Source organism: Edaphobacter lichenicola, from assembly GCF_014201315.1.
Taxonomy (GTDB): Bacteria; Acidobacteriota; Terriglobia; order Terriglobales; family Acidobacteriaceae; genus Edaphobacter; species Edaphobacter lichenicola_B.
In genome coordinates this window covers 1-22,433 of sequence record NZ_JACHDY010000001.1, presented here as the reverse complement: position 1 = coordinate 22,433, position 22,433 = coordinate 1, and the positions used below count along the sequence as shown (strand labels likewise).

The 22,433-nt window shown below is 59.3% G+C and carries 20 protein-coding genes and 1 tRNA gene; 11 read left to right on the top strand and 10 right to left on the bottom strand.

Annotated elements, in window-relative coordinates:
- Positions 1-196: 196 nt before the first annotated feature.
- The 4 genes from HDF09_RS00105 to HDF09_RS00090 all read right to left on the bottom strand — a co-directional run bounded on the left by HDF09_RS00105 (position 197) and on the right by HDF09_RS00090 (position 5,679).
- Positions 197-799, bottom strand: coding sequence for an NADH-quinone oxidoreductase subunit B (locus HDF09_RS00105; protein ID WP_183760098.1), 603 nt, complete (start codon positions 797-799; stop codon positions 197-199).
- A gap of 173 nt (positions 800-972) precedes the next feature.
- Positions 973-3,618, bottom strand: coding sequence for a [protein-PII] uridylyltransferase (glnD, locus tag HDF09_RS00100; RefSeq protein ID WP_183760096.1), 2,646 nt, complete (start codon positions 3,616-3,618; stop codon positions 973-975).
- A 194-nt stretch (positions 3,619-3,812) separates the two neighbouring features.
- On the bottom strand, positions 3,813-4,151 hold the full coding sequence (locus HDF09_RS00095; protein WP_183760094.1) for a P-II family nitrogen regulator: 339 nt from the start codon (positions 4,149-4,151) through the stop codon (positions 3,813-3,815).
- A gap of 55 nt (positions 4,152-4,206) precedes the next feature.
- Entirely contained in the window at positions 4,207-5,679 is a 1,473-nt protein-coding gene (locus HDF09_RS00090) for an ammonium transporter (RefSeq protein ID WP_183760092.1), read from the bottom strand.
- 245 nt (positions 5,680-5,924) lie between these two features.
- Here HDF09_RS00090 and HDF09_RS00085 point away from each other — a divergent pair, with 245 nt between their 5' ends.
- The 8 genes from HDF09_RS00085 to HDF09_RS00050 all read left to right on the top strand — a co-directional run bounded on the left by HDF09_RS00085 (position 5,925) and on the right by HDF09_RS00050 (position 14,618).
- Positions 5,925-6,281 (top strand): cupin domain-containing protein, encoded by a 357-nt coding sequence (locus HDF09_RS00085; protein WP_183760090.1) that lies wholly within the window; start codon positions 5,925-5,927, stop codon positions 6,279-6,281.
- A 211-nt stretch (positions 6,282-6,492) separates the two neighbouring features.
- Positions 6,493-7,104, top strand: coding sequence for a D-sedoheptulose 7-phosphate isomerase (locus HDF09_RS00080; RefSeq protein WP_183760088.1), 612 nt, complete (start codon positions 6,493-6,495; stop codon positions 7,102-7,104).
- Positions 7,105-7,213: 109 nt separating this feature from the next.
- A complete protein-coding gene (locus tag HDF09_RS00075; RefSeq protein ID WP_183760086.1) occupies positions 7,214-8,560 on the top strand; it encodes a zinc dependent phospholipase C family protein in 1,347 nt (448 codons plus the stop codon).
- Between the two features lie 149 nt (positions 8,561-8,709).
- Positions 8,710-9,282 (top strand): hypothetical protein, encoded by a 573-nt coding sequence (locus HDF09_RS00070; protein WP_183760084.1) that lies wholly within the window; start codon positions 8,710-8,712, stop codon positions 9,280-9,282.
- A gap of 153 nt (positions 9,283-9,435) precedes the next feature.
- A complete protein-coding gene (locus tag HDF09_RS00065; RefSeq protein ID WP_183760082.1) occupies positions 9,436-11,223 on the top strand; it encodes an amidase in 1,788 nt (595 codons plus the stop codon).
- A 225-nt stretch (positions 11,224-11,448) separates the two neighbouring features.
- Positions 11,449-11,991 carry a hypothetical protein gene (locus HDF09_RS00060; protein WP_183760080.1) on the top strand — a complete coding sequence of 181 codons (543 nt, stop codon included), beginning with the start codon at positions 11,449-11,451 and terminating at the stop codon, positions 11,989-11,991.
- An 85-nt stretch (positions 11,992-12,076) separates the two neighbouring features.
- On the top strand, positions 12,077-13,012 hold the full coding sequence (locus HDF09_RS00055) for a proline dehydrogenase family protein (RefSeq protein WP_183760078.1): 936 nt from the start codon (positions 12,077-12,079) through the stop codon (positions 13,010-13,012).
- A gap of 124 nt (positions 13,013-13,136) precedes the next feature.
- Positions 13,137-14,618, top strand: coding sequence for an alpha-L-fucosidase (locus HDF09_RS00050; RefSeq protein ID WP_183760075.1), 1,482 nt, complete (start codon positions 13,137-13,139; stop codon positions 14,616-14,618).
- 331 nt (positions 14,619-14,949) lie between these two features.
- Here HDF09_RS00050 and HDF09_RS00045 read toward each other — a convergent pair whose 3' ends face one another.
- The 4 genes from HDF09_RS00045 to HDF09_RS00030 all read right to left on the bottom strand — a co-directional run bounded on the left by HDF09_RS00045 (position 14,950) and on the right by HDF09_RS00030 (position 18,661).
- A complete protein-coding gene (locus HDF09_RS00045) occupies positions 14,950-16,206 on the bottom strand; it encodes a peroxiredoxin family protein (RefSeq protein ID WP_183760073.1) in 1,257 nt (418 codons plus the stop codon).
- 490 nt (positions 16,207-16,696) lie between these two features.
- The gene (locus HDF09_RS00040) at positions 16,697-17,266 is read right to left on the bottom strand and encodes a DUF3106 domain-containing protein (protein ID WP_183760071.1); all 570 of its coding nucleotides are present in this window, start codon (positions 17,264-17,266) and stop codon (positions 16,697-16,699) included.
- 174 nt (positions 17,267-17,440) lie between these two features.
- Positions 17,441-17,872 carry an anti-sigma factor gene (locus tag HDF09_RS00035; protein ID WP_260180827.1) on the bottom strand — a complete coding sequence of 144 codons (432 nt, stop codon included), beginning with the start codon at positions 17,870-17,872 and terminating at the stop codon, positions 17,441-17,443.
- Between the two features lie 138 nt (positions 17,873-18,010).
- Positions 18,011-18,661: an RNA polymerase sigma factor gene (locus HDF09_RS00030; RefSeq protein WP_260177690.1), complete on the bottom strand. Its 651-nt coding sequence runs from the start codon at positions 18,659-18,661 to the stop codon at positions 18,011-18,013.
- A 307-nt stretch (positions 18,662-18,968) separates the two neighbouring features.
- On the opposite strand from HDF09_RS00030, the gene HDF09_RS00025 reads away from it, so the two are divergent.
- Positions 18,969-19,043 (top strand) — tRNA-Val (locus HDF09_RS00025).
- An 85-nt stretch (positions 19,044-19,128) separates the two neighbouring features.
- On the opposite strand, the gene HDF09_RS00020 is transcribed toward HDF09_RS00025, so the two are convergent.
- Together HDF09_RS00020 and HDF09_RS00015 are read right to left on the bottom strand one after the other, a co-directional pair.
- The gene (locus HDF09_RS00020) at positions 19,129-20,298 is read right to left on the bottom strand and encodes a tyrosine-type recombinase/integrase (protein ID WP_183760065.1); all 1,170 of its coding nucleotides are present in this window, start codon (positions 20,296-20,298) and stop codon (positions 19,129-19,131) included.
- 44 nt (positions 20,299-20,342) lie between these two features.
- Entirely contained in the window at positions 20,343-20,576 is a 234-nt protein-coding gene (locus HDF09_RS00015) for a helix-turn-helix transcriptional regulator (protein ID WP_183760063.1), read from the bottom strand.
- 381 nt (positions 20,577-20,957) lie between these two features.
- Between HDF09_RS00015 and HDF09_RS00010 the strand changes: the two genes are divergently transcribed.
- Positions 20,958-21,389, top strand: coding sequence for an MbcA/ParS/Xre antitoxin family protein (locus HDF09_RS00010; protein WP_183760061.1), 432 nt, complete (start codon positions 20,958-20,960; stop codon positions 21,387-21,389).
- 3 nt (positions 21,390-21,392) lie between these two features.
- Positions 21,393-22,073, top strand: coding sequence for an RES family NAD+ phosphorylase (locus HDF09_RS00005; protein WP_183760059.1), 681 nt, complete (start codon positions 21,393-21,395; stop codon positions 22,071-22,073).
- The last annotated feature ends 360 nt before the right edge of the window (positions 22,074-22,433 follow it).

The window sequence follows — 22,433 nt, the reverse complement described above, 5'->3', positions numbered from 1 at the left end:
TTACGAGCCTTCATCTTCATCTACAGGGATCGTTTTGTTGGTTCGATTCCTTACAGCTTACTTCAGTTGCTAATGCATCCGGTAAAAAAATACTCTTCGATGACACTATTTTCAATACGTTACCAGCGTGTAAGGTAAAAACGTTCTTTCACCGGGAGGGGCGAACCCATCCAGTAACTGCACTTTTCTTGATGCATCAACTCAAATTCAGGGTTTTTCGCATAGATCCGCGCTCCTGCTGGATCTTTTCCTGCAAAAGCGTGATCGCATACAGCAGCTGCTCCGGTCGCGGCGGACACCCAGGAACGTACACATCCACCGGAATCACCTGATTGACTCCCTGAAGCAGAGCATAGTTGTTGAAGATTCCACCCGAGGTCGCGCACGCCCCCATCGAGATCACCCACTTCGGCTCCGGCATCTGTTCGTACAGCCGCCGAATCACAGGCGCCATCTTCTGCGAAACCCGCCCCGCAATAATCATCAGGTCGCTCTGCCGAGGTGACGGGCGAAACACCTCCGCTCCGAACCGCGCAATATCGTACCGCGACCCGCCCATCGACATCATCTCGATCGCGCAGCACGCCAGCCCAAAGGTCATCGGCCAGATGGAGTTCTTGCGCACCCAGTTGATCGCGGCGTCCATCGAAGCCAGCACAATGCCCTCCGGCTGCTCGTCGCCCCAGCTCACCTCGGTGACCTTCGCATGGTTCTTGCCAGAGCTCTCCAGATTGCCGAAGAGGTAGCGATCATTCCTTTGCGGAATGGCTGTCGGGCCATTACTTGTGTTGTCGCTCATGTTTCTAATAATAAAACCCCATACCATCGCCGCATAGTCCGCGCGTCGATAAATCCTTCGATAAGTCCTTCGACCCCCTGCGGCGAGCAAATCCCAAACCGCTTCTCAGATGCGCGTAACTCCCGCCGGGTTGCTCCTGCGGAACGTCAAAGCATGGAATCCTTCCCCACAATCTACCGCGCATTCTCCTCGATCGCCTGCATCAGAGCCCGCCGCAACACCCGCTCCTCGTTTTTATCCAGCTTCCCGCCATTGCGCGTCAGGTAGAAGACATCAATCGCCGTCTCTCCCTCCGTATCCACCAGCGCCACCTCGATATTGCAGCCGTGCGCCGCCAGCGTCAGACTCAGTGCCCGCAGCAGCCCGGTCGTATCCTGCGTCACCACCTCCAGCAACGTGCTGTGCGACGAAGCCTCATCGTCAAACTCAACCCGCGTCTCCACCTCCACCAGCGGAGCCTTCCGTCTTCCCCGCCGCCGCCCGCTCAGCAGCTTCTCCACCGACACCGCTCCGGTCATCACATCATGCACGCTCTTCACAAACGCCTCATGCTCCGAGGCATTCATCTCCAGCGTGCGAAAGCTATCGGTAAACCGGAACGTATCCACCACCACCCACTGCCGGTTCGAAAATGCGTCCGCCGTAACGATGTTCATCCCCCACGCCGCCAGCGCGCCTGCCACCGTCGCAAACAGCTGCGGCCGATCCCGCGTCACCAGCGTCAACTCGCTCACCGCAGGCGCATAGCGAAAATCAAGCTGCACCGGATCGCCCGCAAAACCCATCGCCATCTTGAAGTGCGTCCGTACCTGCTCCGGCGTCCTCGTCAACACATAGCGCTCCGGAAAGCCCTCCAGATACTCGAGCACCGCACCCTTTTGCCCCGGCAGCAGCGCCACCACGCGATGCACCAGCTCGCTCTCTTCCTGCGCCCCCAACCGCTCCTCATCCACGCTGCGGTCCAGATAGTTCGCCGTCGCGATAAAAAGCTGCCAGAGATTCTCTGCCTTCCACGGCGTCAACGCATCCGGGTGCACCGCATTGATGTCCGCATACGTAAACAACGTCAGCATCCGGAGAGCCTCCGGCGTCTGCATCTTTCCCGCAAACGCCTGCACCGTCTCTTCGTCAAAAATATCCCTCCGCAGCGCAGCCGACATCTCCAGGTGATTCGCGATCAGGTTCACCACCAGCCCACTCTCGTAAGTGTCCAGTTCCAGCCGCTCCAAAACACTCTCGGCCATCCGCGCACTCTCCCGCGTATGATCGCCCGTGCTCCGGCCCTTTCCCGTGTCATGCAGCAACGCAGCAAGATACAGCAGCTCCGGATGCGGCAGCTCCCGCAGCACTCCGCCAAGCCGCGTCGCCCACTCCGCCATACCACCCGACTGTGCGCTCTCCAGTCCATGCAGCGTATCGATCAGCACAAACGTGTGTTCATCGACCGTGTAGCGGTGATACGCATCCCGAATCACCAGCGCGTCGATCCCGTGAAACTCAGGGATCAGCAGCTCCAGTACACCTAGCGCATGCATCGACCGCAGCGCATCGCCGGCATAAGCCCCCTTCAATATCCCCTGCAGATGATGCCACAGCGCCGGTCCCTCCTCGAGTTGCGCCGACAGCAGCGGCAGCCCCTGCGACAACCGCTCTTCCGCATCCCCGCCCAGCGTCACTCCCGTCCGCGCCATCGCCCCAAACACCTGCAGCACCACATCCGGATCCTCCGCCGGATCATGACCGAACTCGGTCGAAGTCTCCAGCACTACCCGACCCCGCTCCAGGCGAAAGCCATGCTGCACCACCTCCACCTTCCGCTCGCGTTTCAACCCAGGCAGTCTCGAAGAGGTCGCGGGAGCATCCTCCAGCATCTGCGTCACTCGCCGCTCCACACTGCGCGCATGACGAAAATAAAGCCTCATCCAGTACGCCGCATCCGCCTTCTTCGGCTTGCGACCCGTCATTCCCACAGCGGTCTCAGCCGCTGCATCCTGCGCCTGCCAATCCAGCGTGTTGTCGTCCCGCTCATGCCGATAGTGCAGAAAACACCGCACCAGCCGAAGAAAATCCACCGCTTTACGAAACTCATTGCCATCGGCAGCCGGCCCGGCCCCCTCGTCCCCAACCTTCTTCTGCGTCGACGCAGCCGCAGCACGCAGCTTCGTCATCCACCCGCACACATGCACATCCCGCAGTCCACCGGGACAGTCTTTGATGTTCGGCTCCAGGTGAAACAGCGTATCTCCGTACTTCGCATGGCGCGCCCGCGTCAGCTCCAGCAGCCGAACCGTTATCGCCTTATGCTCCCGCTGCAGCAGCTTCGGCACGCTCTGTTCCGCGAGTTTGTCATAGAGCGTTGCATCCCCGGTCACCCAGCGATGGTCCATCAACGACAGCGCAAACTCTGCATTCTCCGCGTCGAACTTCTCGCACTCCGCCAGCTTCCGCGTCGCTGGCGAAACTCGAATCCCGCAGTCCCACATCTCCTGATTCACGCGCCGAATCGCGTCTTTGACATCCTTCTCAGCAAGCTTCCCATCCAGCAGAAACAGCAGGTCCACATCCGAGTAAGGAAACAGCTCCCTCCGTCCATACCCGCCAACCGCCACCAGAGAGATCCCATTGCCCAGCCGCGAATCCCGCCCAACCGCCTGCGCCCACAAGCCGCGCACCAACTCATCCAGCGCCCCAGCCCGCGCAGCAATCGTCACTGCCCCCGAAGCGCCCCCCGCCTCGAACGCGCCACGAACCTCCAGCATCTTCCGCTGGTAGATCCCACGCATTCCGCTACTTGTGGAGTCGTTTGCTGGCATGGCCATTTTTGCTCGAAAGAACTTTTAGCATACAGCCAGGTCACTTCGTGACGTGTATACCGGCTTCGCCCTCGGCCTACCGATGGTCGACGGGAAGATCTTTCATCGCGACCAACGGGAGCGCCAACCGAAGGGATACACAAGTCACGAAGTGACCGCACCGCGCGTAGCGGGCCCGTCCGGCAGGACACATCTTCACCCTAGAGCGCAATCTCTCCACGCTCATCGTTACGAATTCGAATCGCCTCATCGATCTTCGAGATGAAGATCTTCCCATCCCCGATCGTCCCGGTCCGAGCCGCGCCCGTAATCGCAAGAATCGCCTTATCCAGCATCTCGTCCGCCACCACAATCTCGAGCTTCACCTTCGGCAGCAGATCCACCGAGTACTCGCGCCCGCGGTAGAACTCCGTATGCCCCTTCTGCCGCCCATGCCCCCGAGCCTCGGTGATCGTCATCCCCTCAACGCCAATCTCCACCAGCGCATCCTTCACCGCGTCCAGCTTCGACGGCTGAATCACCGCTTCAATCTTCTGCATATCCGTATCTTCCTCTCGAGCCGATCGTTCTACCGCCGAAATGCTCTGCCGAATCTTAGTGCGCCCAATCGTATCCTTCTTCGCCGTGCTGCGAAAGATCCAGTCCCTCGCGCTCCTCATCCTCGCTCACTCTAAGCCCGATCAGTTTATCCACGATAAACAGAATCACCAGCGTTCCCACAATCGAAAGACTCCAGGCAATCACCACGCCAACCAACTGGTTCAGCAACTGGTGAGCGTTCCCCTCAAGCAGTCCCGTAGCCTTCCCCGCGCCGAAGATCGGATTGATCACGCTGTTGGCAAACACGCCAGTCAGAATCGCCCCCATTGTCCCGCCCGCGCCATGCACGCCGAACGCATCCAGCGAATCGTCGTAACCAAACCACGCCTTCACCTTCACCACCATCAGATAGCAACCCACCCCGGCGATAAGCCCGATCCAAAGCGCGGACATCGGCGTGACAAAGCCCGAAGCGGGTGTAATCGCCACCAGCCCAGCGACCGCCCCCGAGATCGCTCCCAGCGCCGAAGGCTTCCCCTGCCGAATCCACTCCGCCACGCTCCAGCCGATCGCCGCAGCCGCCGCGCCAAAGTGCGTCGCCACAAACGCCGAGGTAGCCAACGTCCCCGAGCTCAGCGCCGAACCCGCATTGAACCCGAACCAACCCACCCAAAGCAAACAAGCCCCAATGAAACTCAGCACTACCGAGTGCGGCGGCATCGGAACCTTCGGATACCCGAGCCTCTTGCCCAGATAAAGCGCCGTCACCAGCGCGGAAACCCCGGAAGTCACATGCACCACGGTCCCCCCCGCAAAGTCGAGACAAGGAAACCGTCCGCCCAGCGAAGCATTCAGCAACCCGCCCTTGCCCCAGACCATATGCGCCATCGGGCTATAAACAACCACCGCCCACAGCACCATGAACACCAGCATCGCCGAAAACTTCATCCGCTCCGCAAAGGCTCCAGTAATCAGTGCCGGCGTAATAATCGCAAACATCAGCTGATACACCATGAACGTCTGCAGTGGAATCGTCGCTGCATACTTCACATCCGGAGCCAGCCCAACGCCATGCAGAAACACATTGTGCAGCCCTCCGATAAACGCATTCCCTTCGCCAAACGCCAGCGAATACGTCACCAGCGCCCACAGCACCGTAATCACCGCCATCATCGCGAAGGTCTGCATCATCGTGCCGAGAATATTCTTCTTCCGCACCAACCCGCCATAGAACAGCGCCAGCCCCGGCCCGCTCATCATCAACACCAGCGCCGCCGAAACCAACATCCAGCCGTTATCTCCCGAGGTCTGTGCCGCCGCGATCAGCGCAGCGTTATCGGCGTTCTGCTTCTCCAGCGCCGCGATCCGGTCCGCCTCACTCAGCGATAAGGAAGAAGCCGCAGGCGCCGCCGTTGACGCCGCAGGAGCCGCCGTCTGCGCCATCACCCGCGATCCCCCCACCACCGATCCGCCCACTATCAGCGCAAACAGAAAAGCTAGAAACACCTTCGCCACTGGAAGACGCATGGTTCAATCACCCGTTTCAAAGTTAGTCATTTCAAAATAAACGAAAGCAGCAGGAGAGAAGAGATACGCCGTCAATTCGCCAATCTGGCAGCCTACGACTCAATCTTCATACGTCAAAAGGAGCGAAGCACCTCTGCACCGCTCCGGTTCGCTTTACTCTACACAAGGCGGCGCGCATCACAAAGCAAGAAATTCATCTCGCAGTCGCCACACCCGCATTCACCACTCTTCGAAAGGCTCTCATCATGTCGACCGCAACTCTCCATCGCTGGAACGAAATCGAACCCGAGCAGCTCAACCCCCTCCTCACCCGCCAGTTCGTCACCGGCGCGCTGGCCATGTTCGCCCGCGTCGTACTCGCCAAAGGCTGCATCGTCCCGCGCCACTCCCATCCCAATGAGCAGATCACCTTCATCACCGAGGGCTCACTCCGCTTCGACTACGACGACGGGACCTCTCACACTGTCAAGGCAGGCGAGATCCTCGTCATCCCCGGCAATCTTCCCCACTCCGCCACCGCCCTCGAAGACACCATCGACTTCGACATCTTCGCCCCACCGCGCCAGGACTGGATCGACAAAGACGACAGCTACCTCCGCTGACGGAAAAAAGATCTGTCCTGCCGGACGTTCCTCCCGCTGGTCGGCCCGAGCATCGCGAGGACCCATACTCTCTCTCAGCCCAGACAAGGTATACGCCCCACGAAGTGGGCGCCTCGCGCGTAGCGGGCCCGTCCGGCAGGACCTGCTTCGACAGCACACCCACCCATCCCGTACCCTTGCATCAGCAAGCCAAGGCCACGCCGGAGACTTCATGAAGCACCTGGTCCAAAAGCAACTCGCTCAGTCCATCGCCACCCTGCAAGCCGTCCTAGCCGACGAAACCATCTCCGACACCCTCATCTCCATCGCCAAACTCACCGCCACTGCCATGCAATCCGGCCACAAGCTCCTCGTCGCCGGCAACGGCGGCTCCGCAGCCGACGCCCAGCATCTCGTAGCCGAGTTCGTCGTCCGCCTCACCGTCAATCGCCCCGCCCTCCGCGCCATCGCCCTCACCACCGACACCTCCATCCTTACCGCCGCCGGCAACGACTACGGCTTCGACCATCTCTTCTCACGCCAGATCGAAGCCCTCGCCCAGCCCGGCGACGTCTTCCTCGCCATCTCCACCTCCGGCAACTCAAAGAACATCGTCAAAGCCATCACTCAGGCCAAGATGATCGGCATCACCACCATCGGCCTCTCCGGCAACGACGGCGGCCTCATGCGCCCCCTCTGCGACTACAACATCGTCATCCCCTCCGCCATCACCCAGAACATTCAGGAGTCCCACCTCGCCCTCGAGCACATCTTCTGCATGCTCGTCGAACACTTCGCCTTCGGCCACGACCTGGACCACAAACCCCAGATCCTCAGCGAATAGATCCTCAGCGAATAGATCCTCAGCGAATAAACCGCCTCTCGCTGTCACCGAACCCACATCGACTGCATCGTCCCTAACCCTTTCCTCCGCCCCCCGAGCTATGTAAAGTGTGAAAGGTGCAGCGCGACAGCAGCCAGAAGGGACCAACACCATTCGCACCCATCCCCGGACCACCCTGTTCAAAACGATAATCCTCGCGGCTCTGCTCCTCACGGCGATCCCCGCGGTCCCCTACTCCGTCCAGACCCATCAGGCGATCATCGATCTCGCCTGGAAGCAGTCCATCCGCCCACTCCTGCTAAAAAAATTCCCCACCCTCACCGAGGCCCAACTCCAGGAGGCCCACGCCTACGCCTACGGTGGCAGCGCCATTCAGGACTTCGGCTACTACCCCTTCGGCAACGCATTCTTCTCCAACCTCACCCACTACGTCCGCTCCGGCGACTTCGTCCTCTCTCTTCTCCACAACGCCCAGACCCCCGACGACCTGGCCTTCGCCATCGGCTGTCTCTCGCACTACATCGGTGACAACTTCGGTCACAAATATGCCATCAACCAATCCGTACCCGTCGAGTTCCCCAAGCTCGGACAAAGGTACGGCCCCTCCGTCAACTACGCGGAGAACCCCCACGCCCACGTCCAAACCGAGTTCGCCTTCGACATCAATCAGCTCAGCAAACTCCGCTTCGCTCCCTCCGCCTACACCAAATTCGTAGGCCTCGAGGTCCCCATGCCTCTTCTGCGCAAGGCATTCTTCGAGACCTACGGACTGCGTCTGCCCGACATCATCGGCAGCAAACAGACCTCCATCCGCATCTATCGTTACTCTGTCCGCCGCTTCCTGCCCAACATCGCCCGCGCCGAAACCCTCCTCCACAAAAAGGACTTCCCCGAAGACCTCCCCAGCCCCGATCTCGACGCGCTCGCCCTCGATCTTCATCAGGCCGCAGCCGACAACGACTGGGAGGCCTACCGCAAAAAACCCGGCGTCCGCAGCCATCTCTATGCCGGCTTCATTTACATCCTGCCCAAAGTCGGCACCCTCAAACTCCTCGCCATCAAAGGCCCCAATCAACAGACCGAGGACCTCTATATCAAGAGCGTCAATCGCTCCATCAAGGCCATGCGTCTGGTCCTCACCAACTACGACACCATCGACCACTACATCTCCAACCGCGACCTCGACACCGGCGACATCATTCGCCCCGGTGGCTACCGCCTGGCCGACGAGACCTACGCCAAGCTTCTCGCCATGATCACAAAAAAACCTGACAACGTCGTCCCCTTCCAACTCAAGCACGACCTCATCGCCTACTACGCCGACCCGAAGTCTCCCATCGAGACCAAGAAAGATCCAACGAAATGGGCTGCAGTCCAGGCCAACCTGCAAACCCTCGCCACCATGAAGACCATCGGCGAACTAGACCCCGTCCCCGACGAGATCCTGGCCGAGTAGCATTGACGAGCGTACGCATGACATCGAAAAATCTGGACCACTCGCAGTTACAAACTCCCACGACGCTTCGCAGTTGCATCCAACCAGTTAGATTGACAGAGAAGTTAGATTGACCGAGAAGTTAGGAAGTTCGATCGACAGGAGAAGCGATGAAGATCGTTCCCAGCAAGCCAGCCTCCACCGCACGCGCCGCCGCTCTACTTAGCCTTCTAACCATTGCTCCACTCCTCTTTACCGGATGCAACAACACCGGAAAAGCCGCCGCCAACCCTGCCAACTTCACCACCGGCATCAACAACCACTACCTCGACCACCCCGAGTGCCTCCTCACCGACACCCGCTTCCCCTTCGAGACCAGCGACCCCGACAAGACCAGGCAACTCGACACCCTGGTCAAAAATCTCCTCCTCGAGAAGTCCGTCGAGACCAGCATCCACGTCAGCCGCTACACCGTCGCCCCCGCCGGAACCCGCTACGCCCCGCGCTTCTGCTACGGCCATCGCGAGGTCACCAGCATCAACAGCTTCACACCCGTAGCCGTCGCCAACGGCTTCCAGGAGACCACCGTCACCTACAACTACACGATGAAAGAAGTCCCCGTCTGGGCGGAGAGTCACGACGTCCAGGCTGCCTTCCCTGCCATGGCCCATGCCACCACCAGCCAGGCCACCGCCACCATCACCCTCGCCCAATCCCCAGTAGGCTGGCAGGTCCCCGACTAGCCCGACCAACGGAGGGACCCAAGCACATTACCCCACCAAGACAAGGTATACCCGTCACGAAGTGACCGCGCCACGCGCAGTGGGCCCGTCCGGCAGGACAAGTCTCTTCGGTGTCCAGCGCCTCTCCCGCTACAATCCTCCCCAGAGGAACCAATGTCGAAATCCCGCCGCGAATTCCTGACCCAAAGCACCCTCACCCTGCTCGCCTCCGCCTCTGCACTCGCCCAAACCCCCTCCACCCCAACCACTCCCGGCGCACCACCCGCCTTCGGCACCTCACCCTCGGTCGGCCCCGAGGTCTCCCCCGCCACCTTCTCCGAAGCCGAAAAGCTGGTCCAGTTCCCTCTCACTGAAAAAGACCGAGCCCAGGCCGCAGGCAACTGGCGCGCCGCCATGGCTCCTCTCTACGAACGCCGCACCGGCCCCCGCAAAGTCGCCATCCCCGACGCCATCGCGCCCTACTCCACCGTCAACTCCATCCTCCTCGGCCAACCCACACTCCCCGCAAAAAACGAGTTCCTCCGCACCCACTCCGACGCCCCACTCCCCCCCACCGACGAAGCCATCGCCTTCGCCCCCGTCCACCAGCTCTCCCGCTGGATCGAGACCCGCAAGCTAACCAGCACCCGTCTCACCGAGATCTACCTCAAGCGCATCGAGCGGCTCAATCCAAAAGTAAACTGCATCATCACCCTCACCCGCGACCACGCCCTGGCCCAGGCCAAAGCCGCCGACGCCGAGATCGCCGCCGGACACTATCGCGGCCCCCTCCACGGCATCCCCTGGGGAGCAAAGGATCTCCTCGACACCGCCAACATCGCCACCACCTGGGGCGCCGAACCCTTCCAGCACCGCGTCCCCACCGCCGACGCCACCGTCACCGAGCGCCTCAACGCCGCCGGCGCAGTCCTCATCGCTAAGCTCTCCCTCGGCGCTCTCGCCCTCAACGACGTCTGGTTCGGCGGCCAGACCATGAATCCCTGGCTCCTCGAAGAGGGCTCCTCCGGCTCGAGCGCAGGCCCAGGCGCAGCCACCGCCGCTGGCCTCGTAGCCTTCGCCATCGGCAGCGAAACCGGAGGCAGCATCGTCAGCCCCTCCATGCGCTGCGGCGTCACCGGCCTGCGTCCCACCTACGGCCGCGTCCCCCGCACCGGAGCCATGACCCTCTGCTGGTCCCTCGACAAACTCGGCCCCATGGCCCGCTCCGTCGAAGACACCATGCTCGTCCTCAACGCCATCACCGGCCCCGACGGCAAAGACGTCTCCTGCGTCCCCAGCAAGCTCGACTTCGACGCCCAGGCACCCACAAAAAACCTAAAAGTAGGCTACTTCCCCCAATGGATGAAGGAAGCCCCCGCCACCGACGTAGACCGCGCCGCCCTAGCCGCCATCAGCACTCTAGGAATGACACCAGTCGAAGTCACGCTCCCCGACTGGCCCTACGACAACCTCGACCTCATCCTCTTCGCCGAATCCGCCGCCGCCTTCGAGGAGATCACCCTCAACCACCAGCTCGACCAGCTCAAAGCCCAGGTCCCCGACGCCTGGCCCAATACCTTCCGCCAGTCCCGCTTCCTCTCCGCGGTCGACTACGTCCAGGCCGACCGCCTCCGCCGCATGGTAGCCGTCGAGATGGCCCGCATCATGTCCGAAGTCGATCTTCTCCTCGTCCCCTCCCTCCGCGACGAGATCCTCACCCTCACCAACTTCACCGGCCACCCTTCCCTCACCCTCCGCGCCGGCTTCGTCGAAGTCTCCGAGGCCCGTAGCGACTGGGCGCCAGACCCCACCAAACCCCTCCCCAAGTTCAACCCACCCCGCCGAGTCCCACACGGCGTAACCCTCATCGGCCGTCTCTTCGACGAGGGCACCATAGCCCGCGCAGGCCTCGCCCTCGAAACACACTTCAACGTAGCCAGCGAAAACCCACCCGGCTTCTAGCTCCCGACCAACGGGAGGACCACGCGCACCACCCCACCAAGACAAGGTATACAAGTCACGAAGTGACCGCTCTCCACGCAGGAGGCCCGTCCGGCAGGACAGTATCTTCCCAAAACGAAGAGAAACGTGTACCCAGTTGGATACACCCAAGCAAAATAAACACTCCCGCCATGACAACTACGGGATAACAATGCCCTATCGCCAAACCTGACGCGGGGGATACAGATGTCATCAACCAACTACTTTGACGATCTATACGGAGTCACCGAGGAACGAGCACTCAACTTCTGGGCCTCACATCTCCACGAGTCGATAGGAAGTGAGCAGTGGTCCCAGATCAGCGACTCCACCGGCGTATACCTCGCAAGCGTCCTCGGTCACTTCTGCCTGCAGTCGGTCGATCGAGCCGAGGTCCTCTCCCCCGACTACAACCCCGGCGATCAGGAGTTCCGTCAATTTGCCGACCTCACCCAGATCGCCGAACTCATGATGCGCCAGCTCACCAGCGCGAAGAATCCTCTCTGGATGGAGTCTGCCGGCGCGCACATTCTCCTCTACGCCGGCTTCTTTCAAAGCCAGAACAAGCACCGCCACAACATTAACTTCTACTCCTCCCTGGGCCGAGAGTGCTATCTCATGGCCGCAGTAGGCAAGAGGGCCGAGATGATGAAGCTGATGGCAACAGGCTTCGATCAATACCTCTTCCATCTGGCCAACCTCCACCAACATCTGCGCGACAGCAGATATCTCATAAGAACGGATAACTAGATCCACGCAAACGAGCCCCTCGCCCTTCGCACTCATCCCATGAAACAATAGAACTCTCGCCTGTTGGCGAATCAGGGGATTTCGGTTGCTTCGATCTGCTTTCATTGCTCTCTCTCAAAACAAGTCTTTGCGCTCCTTCTCAGAGCGCTCCACCATGGGAAAAAAGATGTCCGGCCGCTTCGTCGCCGGCATGTCAGTTGAGGAGGCGCTCGCCGCCTGCCAGCGCGTCAACAAGGAAGGCATCGCCGTCAGCCTCGACTCCCTCGGCGAATCCGTCACCACCGAAGCCGAAGCCCGCAACTCCGCCGACATCTATCACGAACTCCTCGACGCCATCCACACCCGCGGCCTCAACGCCAACGTCAGCGTCAAGCTCTCCCAGGTCGGCATGGACTTCGATCCCGCCCTCGCCGAGCGCATCGTAGGCGAGATGGTCGAGCACGCCTTCCACGTCCAATCCTTCGTCCGCATCGACATGGAAGGCTCCCCCTACACCGAAGCCACCATTGCCATGACCGAGCACCTCGCCGCCAAATTCCCCGGCGCAGTCGGCACCGTCCTCCAGGCCTATCTCTTCCGCACCGAAGCCGACACCGAACGCCTCCTCAACCAGGACATCCGCATCCGCCTCTGCAAGGGAGCCTACAAGGAAGGCCCTGAGATCGCCTTCCCCGCCAAGTCCGACGTCGACGCCAACTACGTCAAACTCATGAAGCGCGTAGTCACCTTCTCCAATCCAGCAAACGGCAAGGGCGTCTTCTGCGGCATCGCCACGCACGACGAAGCCATCGTCGAGCAGATGCGAACCTTCGTCCGCGAGCACAATATCGACAAGTCCGCCTTCGAGTTCCAGATGCTCTACGGCGTCCGCCGCGACCTTCAGCGTCGTCTCGCCGCCGAGGGCTTCGGCGTCCGCGTCTACGTTCCCTTCGGCCCCGAGTGGTATCCCTACTTCATGCGACGTCTGGCCGAACGTCCAGCCAACGTAATCTTCCTGGCCAAAAACTTCTTCAAAAACTAACCTCTTCCCCGCCGACCAACGGGAGGCCCGAAGCAGCTAACCTCACCCAGAAAAGGTATACACCCCACGAAGTGGGCGCCCGCCGCGCAGGCGGCCCGTCCGGCAGGACACAAGGAATCTAATCTTGTCAGCAATCAATCGACGACAGTTCACCTACGGCCTGATCGCAGCCTCACAATCGATCGGAAGCGCAACCCGGTTGACCGCGCAAACACAGGCTAACCCACACAAGCCCCTACTCCAGCTCCAGCAGGAGTTCCTCGACCTCCGCTTCGGCATGTACCTCCACCTCAACATGGCCACCTTCGAGCAGCGCGAGTGGGGCGACCCCAAAGCCTCGCCGCAACTCTTCAACCCCGCGCATCTCGACACCGACCAGTGGGCGCAGGCTGCCCGTTCCGCCGGCATGACCTACAGCTGTCTCTCCACCAAGCATCACGACGGCTTCTGCCTCTGGCCCACCGCAACCTCCAGCCTCAGCGTCAAAGACTCGCCCTTCCCACACGACATCGTCCGCGCCTACGTCGACTCGTTCCGCCGCCACGGACTCAAGGTCTGCCTCTACCTCTCCATCTTCGATCTTCGCGCCGACATCCGGCCCTATCAGATCACACCCCGCAAGGTCGAGATGATCAAGGCACAGCTCACCGAGCTCCTCACCAACTACGGCGAGATCACCGCCATGATCTTCGACGGCTGGAACGCCCCCTGGACGCGCATCACCTACGACCAGCTTCCCTTCCGCGAGATCTACGACCACGTCAAGCACCTCCAGCCCAACTGCCTGGTCACTGACTACAACGCCAGCCAGTATCCAGGCTCCGCCCTCTACTACACCGACATCCGCCAATACGAGCAGCACGCTGGCCAGAAGATCCCCGCCGACAGCCTCGTACCCTCCCAATCCGCCACCACCCTCCAGAGCGAGTGGTTCTGGAAGCGCGACTACCCGACGCAGGAGCTTCGTTCCGCCCGGCAGATCGTCGACGAGTGGCTGATCCCCTTCAACCAGCAACACTGCAACCTCATCCTCAACGTCGCGCCCAACACCGGCGGACGATTCGACGAAAATGCCATCAGCCGGCTCGCGGAGATCGGTCAGCTGTGGAAGCACCCCGGCCCCTCTCCCCGCCTGCAACCCTCGGTCGCCATCACCACCCCAAACCTCGCCTTCGCCAAGCCGTCGTTCGCCAGCAGCAGCCCCGACACCATCGGCCCCGACCTCGCAAACGATAACAACTTCGACAGCTATTGGATCTGCGAAGAAAGCGACACCTCGCCGTGGCTCGAAATCACCTTCGAAAAGCCGACGTCTTTCAATACAGTCTCCATCGTCGAGCCCCGTTACCTCCAGCAGTACGGACCAGACAGCAGAATCGCCTCCTACCGCCTGCAACTCTGGAATAACGGAACGAACAACAGAACAGGTAGCGGAACGAACAACGGAAGATGGATCGACATCCTCAGCGGTCGAACCCCCTCCACCTTCCAGCTCCATCAGTTTCGCCGGGTCACCGCACAACGCGTTCGCCTGACCCTCGAAGGCACAGGCCGCCCCCTCGGCATAGCCGAATTCGGAATCTACAACGAACCCATCACAACCTGAACCGCACCTGGAGCAACGCCGCAGCTGGTGTAGAGCCGTCTTGGCCTTTTGTTTGTCATTCCCGAAGGGAATCTGCGTTTGCAGTCTCTACACCATCAGGCACACTGCCATAGGCGCCATCCAAAAATAAAGTTGAAAAACGTGGCGTATTTTTCGTCGTCAAAAAACGACGTCTTTCTCACCACGTTTACCACGCAATCCACCACGTTCACACCAGCAAAAACCACGTCCAACCACCACGTTTTTCCAAAACACCCCGCAAAAACCTCAGCAAAAACAACAAAACCCCGGGTCTCCCCGGGGCCAAACTTTTTTCTGAACAAATAGAAATTTAACGCGAAGCCGACTGAGTGGGAACCGGCTCGGCAAGAAGCCGCTCCACCAATTCGGTAGTCTCCTTCACCAGAGCCTCATGCGCCGGCGGATTCGCCGGCCCCGCAAACCCCGCATGAACCTCCCTGACCCGCCCATCCCGCCCCAGAAAAAACGAGGTAGGCCAGCAGTTCAAATTCACCCCCTGCGGAATCTTCTCATTCAACTGCTCCGTCTCTCCCGCCACCAGAACCGTGTAAGTAAGCCCATATTTCTCAATAAAAGCCCGCAATCTCGTCGGATCTTTCAACTGATCCGCCTCTTCAAACGAGAGGTTCACAATCTCCAATCCCCGGCTATGAAACTGCTTATAGAGGCTCTCCAGCAGAGGCGCTTCATCGTGGCAGTTAGGGCACCAAGACCCACCAATCGCAACGATCACAACCTTCCCATCGAACTGCGGATCGGTGTTAGAAACAACCTTCCCGCTAAGATCCGGAAAGCTGAAAGCAAACCGCGCCGACGGGTCCTTCACCGTAGTCTGCTGCGTAGGATCCGTCATCCCAGGGAGCGCCGCAGCCCGCGCCTGTGCAGGCCTCCGTGCGACAAGATTCTGCTGCTCATTCACATCCGCCCGCAGCTTATTCGAAACCAGCAACGTCCCATCGGCCTGCGGAGTCAAGCTATAGAGCGCAGGCCCAGCAGCAGTGAAATGCCCAATCACGTACTCACGCCCTGTCCACCTTCCGTAAAGAGCACCAGTATCCCCGTCAATGCGCTGAATCACCGCCTTCACTTCCTTCGACTGAGCAGAGGGTTCGACGCGAAGCTGCCACGCCGACTCGCCCTTGGACGACTTAACCTCCACCTCCCAATCCCCAGGAATAGCCGGACCATCCGCCTTCGTCTCAGTGCCGGCAGAGCCATGCAGACTCAAGCTGACCGGATAGCGTGTAGCAATCGTGCCGAAGGTTCCCGTCAAATGCCCATCCGTTACTGTCCCATCGAGCGTTCGAGCGTAGTAGTTGAACGTGACCACTAGATGATTGCCAACATAGCTGACGCCAGACGCCGGGCTGCGGTCTGGGCCATTGAGTGGGCCGTTGAGCAGAGCCGCCTGAAGACCATTACCGCTACTGGTAATTTCGAGACGAACAGGAACCTGCTGCCCATGGACAGTAGCGTCGCCCACCCAGGGACCGGCGATTGCACGTTGCTTCGAACCCTGAGCAACGGCAGAGATTGCAACCAGAAAAAGACTGGCGAAGAGCTTCATGGAAGATCTCGATTCTTTCTTACGATTTATGGAATGTGAAGACTAATTGGAGTCCGCCTGATCAGCAGACTTGGAGCACGCGTGTCAGGCCAGCGGGGAGCGGCGACAACAACAAAAGCTGTGCTGCATAGGCATACCAATAGGTTAGGACGAGCAGCACAGTCAGGTCAAGGGCGCTGCTACTCCCCTCGCGCAAAGGAACCATACGGGTTCTGCCAAAGTTGTATGGATAGTAAACCGGCACCAGCGCAGACTGTATCCACTATGGGGAGGGAGACCGTTCAGGAGATATCTCGGATCTGTCTGGACTTCGCGATCACCTCGCCGCAATCCTGATTGGCTTGATCGTCTACCTCCGGAGATAGCCTCTAGAAGCTGGGCCAAAAAGCAGACGGTGTCCCTCACCCATAGCCCCGCCCCCACCCTGCAACAAAAATAGCCGCCTTCGGGCGGCTACCTCTTTGTCGACGACTCCGTAAAATGAGCTGGGTTATTTTCCGTACGTAGTCCCGTCATTTGGCCGCCGAACAGGAAGATATGGTTCGACAGCAAGGAGATTGGAGAGTGTGCTCCGCTCCTGATCGGAAAACTGGCCGCGAAAGCGATCCGAGTCGAGGATAGCCTGGCGTTGGGGTTGAGGCATCTCGCGAAGGTCGCGGAAGGCACGCGCAACCAGACGGCGACGATCTTCAGGAAGCCCGCCAAGCTGCTGCATCGCACCGCGAACCTGCTGTCGTTGAGGCAGCGTGAGACGCTCCATCGCTTCGGTGCGGTCAAGGATCCGTTGGCGCTGCTCCGGCGACATGTTATTCAGTTGCGTCAGGCGATCGCGCATACGCTGCTGGGTCGGCAGCGGAAGATCGCGAAAGCCGGGCTCATTTTCCAAAGCGCGCTGCTGCTCCGCGAGGGGAAGGTTGCTGTGACGGTTCATCCACTGGGCCAGATGCTCCTGATTTCGCTTCGGCTCCGGCCCCTGAGCGGGCCGCGACTGCGCGACGGGCGCACGGAATGCCCCCCCGGCTCTCTGCGCAGGCGCCGGCTGGGCCAAGGCAATCGTCATCGTGGATGACAAAATCATCCCGGCAGTAGCTAGTCGAGCAAAACGCCGTAAATGAAGAGAAAATGGCATGTTTTCAGCGAGTAGAAGAAACGCAGTTCCATAAAACTTTGTGTTTACAGCAGCTTATCGTGTTCCATCTCCCTTCAATCAATTTTCTTGAAGTCGAACCGGAGACTAGCTGCTGGGCTGGGCCGTGGAATCATCGGCCGGAGCATCGTCTTGCAGGAGTTGATCCATCGTTTGCAGTGCCTGATCGTTCTTATCGAGGATCTGCAGGTCCTGGACCGCCGCTGACGTCTGAGGAGCTGAGTGATGAAATCCGGTGAGATTGGCAACGGTTTCGCCGCCCACCAGAAGGATCAGTGCAAGGCCACCGGCAAGCGCTGGACGAAGCTGGCGCCCTGTATTGAAGAGCAGGCGAGCCTTTAGCTTCTCAAACCAGCCGGCCGGTGCCAGTGCCTGCTCTTCGCGGAGACGCACAGCCAGCTTTTGATCGAAGTAAGGCGACGGCTCCGGCGCCTGCCAGGTGTCGAGCAGCGCGAAGGTCGCCTGCATCGACTTGAACTCCTGGGCGCAGGCGGCGCATGACTCGATATGGGCCTGCATCTCTCGACTCGCAGGCGCAGCCGGATCCAGAAGGAGATCAACGATTGCGGATTGACAGTCTTTACAGATCATTGTGGACCTTCCCAATCTCTTTTCTGCAGCGCGTTCAAGAGGCGCGCGTAAAAAACTCCATCGAACCTAAACAAAAGCCTTCAGCTTTTCGCGCAGCGTCTGGTAGGCGCGGAAGAGTAACGACTTCGTGGCGGACTCGCTCAATTTGAGAACATCTCCAATTTGCTTGTAATCCATCCCTTCGTACTTGTGCATGAGTACGGCCATACGTTGTCGCTCCGGAAGCGCGAGTACATGCTCGCGAATAGCATTCAGACGCTCCTGCCTCAGGAGTTTGGCTTCGACATCGGGCGTGGAGTCCGCAACATCGGGCGTCGTCCCCGTCTCGGAGTCGGCCTCGTCAAGATAGACGGTAGAAGCGGTCCGTTCGTGCCGGGTATCGCGTGCGTAGTTCACTCCCAGATTGGTCGCGATCCGGTAGAGCCAGGTGCTGAACCGGGCTTCAGCACGATAGGTCTCCCGAGAACGGTAGACTCTGAGGAAGACCTCCTGCGCCAGCTCCTCTGCCACGGCCTGGTTGTGCACCATGCGATACATGAAGTGAACAATGGGCTTGCGGTACTTCTGGATGAGAAAGTCGAACCCGGCCATGTTTCCGGCGCTCAACTCGAGCATGATTGCCGCGTCGTCCATCTGTCCAAAGTCGCCGGCCGCACGGTGTGTCTCTGCAACCGGAAGGTTTTCAAAGAGTCTCGGATTGATCGCCAGCGTAGCCATATCATTCTCAACCCCATCTTCCTCGCGGGGTTGCGCCTGTTGATCAAATTTCGCTGGAATCTCCTCCGCGCCTTCCTGTTCAGGGGGAGCATGGGGGTCTCGGTGACGAAAATTCGGAGAGGGAGAGGACATTTCTACTGGCCGATTGTACCGTTATCGAAAGCGTGCCCCCAAGTATTCCCCGTAGCTACTGCGTATCTCCAGCAACTACTGCGTGATGAGTGGGAATCTGGTTTTAGAAGGCGAGGAATGCTATTCTGTACAAAGGCTTGGGCGAACGGCTCGCGCGGTCAGCCGAAGCCATTCCGGGCGCATAACTCAGCGGTAGAGTGCCACCTTCACACGGTGGAAGTCGTAGGTTCGAATCCTGCTGTGCCCACCATCAAATCAACAACTTAGCGACACTGGCGGAAGTGGTTTGATGCCATTTGATGCCAAACTTTACCGGCTGGCACCAACTGCGCCGGTTATACCGGCTCAAACCTACCTGCCCTCTGCTGCTCGGTTGGCGTCGACGTGAGCATCGCGTAGACCGTTCCTACCATCTGCTGCACACTCTCCGGAAGCTCCTGCATGTACTCGTTTGCTGTGGTATCTGCTCGTGAGTGCCGCAGGTGCGATTGAACATCCTTCACTGAACCCAGCTTCTGTGCCCGGGTGGCGATGGTCCGCCGGAGCACCTGAAAATTCAGCTTTCGGAGTTCCAACGCCTCCCGAATTAGCTTCAAAACTCTGTACCGGAAGTTGGACGGGTCCAGGAATCCGCCGTCCGCGTTCGGGAACATCGGCGCGTCCGGAGATGGGTCTGGGCATTCCAACTTCCACTGCCTGAGCTCGGCGACAAGTCCATCCGGCAGATGAACCTTCGTCATGCTCCCTGGGGTCTTGCCAAAGGGACGAATCTTCCTTCGGTAGATCGTTTCGGTGATCGACAACGTATTCACGTCGTCGAAGGACTTCCAGCGAAAAGCGAAGAGTTCGCTGGGGCGAAGGGCGTCGGTCATGTCCAGCATAAGCAGGATGCGATCCCGCTTTGATGCCGCTTTCAGTACCGCTCGCAATTGCTCCCAGGTCAGAATCTGTTTGTCCTTCGGCCGGAGATTCTTGGGAATCTTCAGTGTCCGGGTCGGATCCTTGACCAGAAACTCTTGCTCGATTGCTTCATCGAAGATGGACTTCAGATAAGAGCGCGCCTGCTTCACCCGATCCTGGCAATACGTTCTAGCCAAATGGTTCACATGCGTTTGCAACTCAAACTTATCGATCGATTCGATGGTTCGAGAGCCGAACTTCGCAATCAAATCGATTTCAATCTGAGCCGTTTTCTCTATCGCCGTCTCGGGTCGCCAATCTCCCTGTCGAAGCGGAAAGTAGCGGTTGCGAACAAACCACTCAAAGGTGACAGATCCATCCTTCAGGATTCTGCCGTCCGCGAGTTGGCCAGTCTGCTTGGCGATCTCAGCTTTCAGCGTATCTCGCGCCTTGAGCTTCGTCATCTGCGATTTCAGGCCGAGCCGAACGCACACGCGAACGGATCGGACATCTTCAGTTGTGGCGTCGATCACGTCCTTGCGGTAGAAGCCATACCAAGCCTTCCCACGCAGGACGATCGAACCCGCCTGATGCGAGATACCCATCGGCTCCTCAATTTCTGTGGGGGAAGACAGTGGGCTCTTCCATTTTAGCTGGCACGGCGGCCTAGGGAAGAGATTCGTTCTCGTTCATCGATGAAGGCTTCGATTCCGCTCGAGCGGTAGCGAAGTGTTCCGTCTCCCATGCGAATCACCGGAAGCAATGGCTTCTTTCGTGAGGAATGATCCCAAACCCAATCCGTGCTGACATTCAGTCGCTTTGCAACGTCGTCGGCAGTAAGCAGTGGCTCGGCTTCTAACGCCCTGCGAGCGTGTTTACGCATGCGGTTATCTGGAGACGCGGCTTGCCTAGGTTGAGTTCCTTCAAGAATCGCTGTTACATCAGTCGTCAGGCGGTTCATCAATGGCACACCTCACTGCAGTGATTTCGGAGTACCCCCGTCACTCATCCGAATGACGAGCAGATACAGTGCTTTAATGTGCCTAGCCTCTCTCGACAGAAGAGTTCTGTCTAATACTTTCCATTTATCGGGTGATACGTTTCACGTATCACCTCGGGCAACTTCGTCGAAAAGAGGCGTCTCGCCGCAAGGCGTAATTTCGCGAATCTCGCCCGCCCCCGAGCGAATGAAAAGACAAGAATTGTTCTCGTTATGGACAAAATTTGTCTAATATGAGACTATGACTTGAGGAGGAAGATCTCAATGTCCGCCTTTCCGATCCACACCGCCCCCGGATACCAGTTCGAGGTCACGCCCGACCTGAGCCGCTTGGAGACTCGCGAGCGACTGAGCCACTCTGCTATTGGTGGCTTCTTCGCGATCATAGAAAAATGGGGCCTCTCCATGGAGCAGGCTGGAGACCTGCTCGGCGACAGACCACGGTCGAGCGTCTACAAGCTGAAGTCCGTCCCGAAGACACTAGGTCCCGATGAGCTGACGCGAATCTCCTATCTTGTAGGCATCTACAAGTCCCTTCATATCCTGCTGCCCGACGAGCTGGCCGACCAGTGGATGACGCGGCCTAATGACAACCCGTTATTCCGAGGCCGCCCTCCTCTGGATTACGTACTGCGCGGCATCCCCGCCATGCAGCAGGTTCGCAGCCTGCTCGATGCAGCCAGGGGCGGTCAGTAAGGAATGGCGTTTCCCAAGCCCATCGAGCACTATGGCACGCACCGTCTCATCCCAACGAAATACGCGGATGCTGACAGCAGTGTTCTTGAAACGCTCTCGCTCCCTGCAGAAGTCATCTCCGATCTCACTGAGCTTGATGCCGCAACCAACGAGCGCAAGCTGGCCGAGCAAGGAGAAAACATCGCGATCGGTCCCGGTGAGTTGCTGCTTGGAGTACCGGAGGCTCACATTGTCAACGCGGCCTTCTGCCACCCGCACCCGCAAGGATCGCGCTTCAACAACTCCCGACGTGGTGCATGGTACGCCGGAGTGGAATTGGAGACTTCGTTCGCAGAGGTCGCCTTCCATAAGCGCCGATTCCTACAAGACGCGCGTATCACTGCCACCCTAACCTTCGACTATCAAGATTTTCTTGCAGACTTCTCTGGCGTGTACAGCCACCTTGATCCGCACGAGATAGAGACTTGCCTTTTGCCCGAACCAGTGCCGGAGTGCTACGCCCCCGGCCAGGCACTCGCCGATCTGCTACTCCACGCCGGATCGAATGGAGTCGTCTATCCGAGCGTCCGCAACCCCGGTGGGACCTGTGTCGCTTGTTTCCGTCCCGCGCTAGTCTACAATCCCCGTAGAGGGAAGCAGTACCAGCTTACGGTTGGAGCCGGGGAGCAGTGGGCCACGACTTGATTCCTGCTGTGAACAACTTCCGGGAATTTTATGAGGCTCCGCAGCATGGCTGCCAGTTCGAGGATTTCTGCACTACCCGACCGATCCGGTTGGCGACTGTCTCGTCCTGACGCATGGGGCAGGAGCGAACTGCATTCGCCAAGGCTACAAGAGGAGAGTTCGTGTGAGAGCCAATGCATGGTGGGCTTCCCTCTCTGCTCTCACTGAATCGCTTTCTTCGCGAGAGCCCCTTTTCGATCTTACCGAAGAGTTTGATTCGATCTAGTTGGTATTGAGAACGAGGACGGTGGCGATGGGTTCGAGCGCTTTTGCGGGAAGCTGGACATCAAGGCCTTCTCTGGTGCGTGTGATTTTTAACGA

Excerpts from the sequence above, each read along its gene's own strand:
- HDF09_RS00020 (WP_183760065.1), bottom strand. The coding sequence starts at position 20,298 with ATGGGTATCTCGCATCAGGCGGGTTCGATCGTCCTGCGTGGGAAGGCT.
- HDF09_RS00015 (WP_183760063.1), bottom strand. The coding sequence starts at position 20,576 with ATGCGTAAACACGCTCGCAGGGCGTTAGAAGCCGAGCCACTGCTTACT.
- HDF09_RS00065 (WP_183760082.1), top strand. The coding sequence starts at position 9,436 with ATGTCGAAATCCCGCCGCGAATTCCTGACCCAAAGCACCCTCACCCTG.
- HDF09_RS00030 (WP_260177690.1), bottom strand. The coding sequence starts at position 18,661 with ATGGCTACGCTGGCGATCAATCCGAGACTCTTTGAAAACCTTCCGGTT.
- HDF09_RS00080 (WP_183760088.1), top strand. The coding sequence starts at position 6,493 with ATGAAGCACCTGGTCCAAAAGCAACTCGCTCAGTCCATCGCCACCCTG.
- HDF09_RS00035 (WP_260180827.1), bottom strand. The coding sequence starts at position 17,872 with ATGCAGGCCCATATCGAGTCATGCGCCGCCTGCGCCCAGGAGTTCAAG.
- HDF09_RS00070 (WP_183760084.1), top strand. The coding sequence starts at position 8,710 with ATGAAGATCGTTCCCAGCAAGCCAGCCTCCACCGCACGCGCCGCCGCT.
- HDF09_RS00005 (WP_183760059.1), top strand. The coding sequence starts at position 21,393 with ATGGCGTTTCCCAAGCCCATCGAGCACTATGGCACGCACCGTCTCATC.
- HDF09_RS00090 (WP_183760092.1), bottom strand. The coding sequence starts at position 5,679 with ATGCGTCTTCCAGTGGCGAAGGTGTTTCTAGCTTTTCTGTTTGCGCTG.
- HDF09_RS00040 (WP_183760071.1), bottom strand. The coding sequence starts at position 17,266 with ATGACGATTGCCTTGGCCCAGCCGGCGCCTGCGCAGAGAGCCGGGGGG.
- HDF09_RS00060 (WP_183760080.1), top strand. The coding sequence starts at position 11,449 with ATGTCATCAACCAACTACTTTGACGATCTATACGGAGTCACCGAGGAA.
- HDF09_RS00010 (WP_183760061.1), top strand. The coding sequence starts at position 20,958 with ATGTCCGCCTTTCCGATCCACACCGCCCCCGGATACCAGTTCGAGGTC.
- HDF09_RS00085 (WP_183760090.1), top strand. The coding sequence starts at position 5,925 with ATGTCGACCGCAACTCTCCATCGCTGGAACGAAATCGAACCCGAGCAG.
- HDF09_RS00095 (WP_183760094.1), bottom strand. The coding sequence starts at position 4,151 with ATGCAGAAGATTGAAGCGGTGATTCAGCCGTCGAAGCTGGACGCGGTG.
- glnD (WP_183760096.1), bottom strand. The coding sequence starts at position 3,618 with ATGGCCATGCCAGCAAACGACTCCACAAGTAGCGGAATGCGTGGGATC.
- HDF09_RS00045 (WP_183760073.1), bottom strand. The coding sequence starts at position 16,206 with ATGAAGCTCTTCGCCAGTCTTTTTCTGGTTGCAATCTCTGCCGTTGCT.
- HDF09_RS00105 (WP_183760098.1), bottom strand. The coding sequence starts at position 799 with ATGAGCGACAACACAAGTAATGGCCCGACAGCCATTCCGCAAAGGAAT.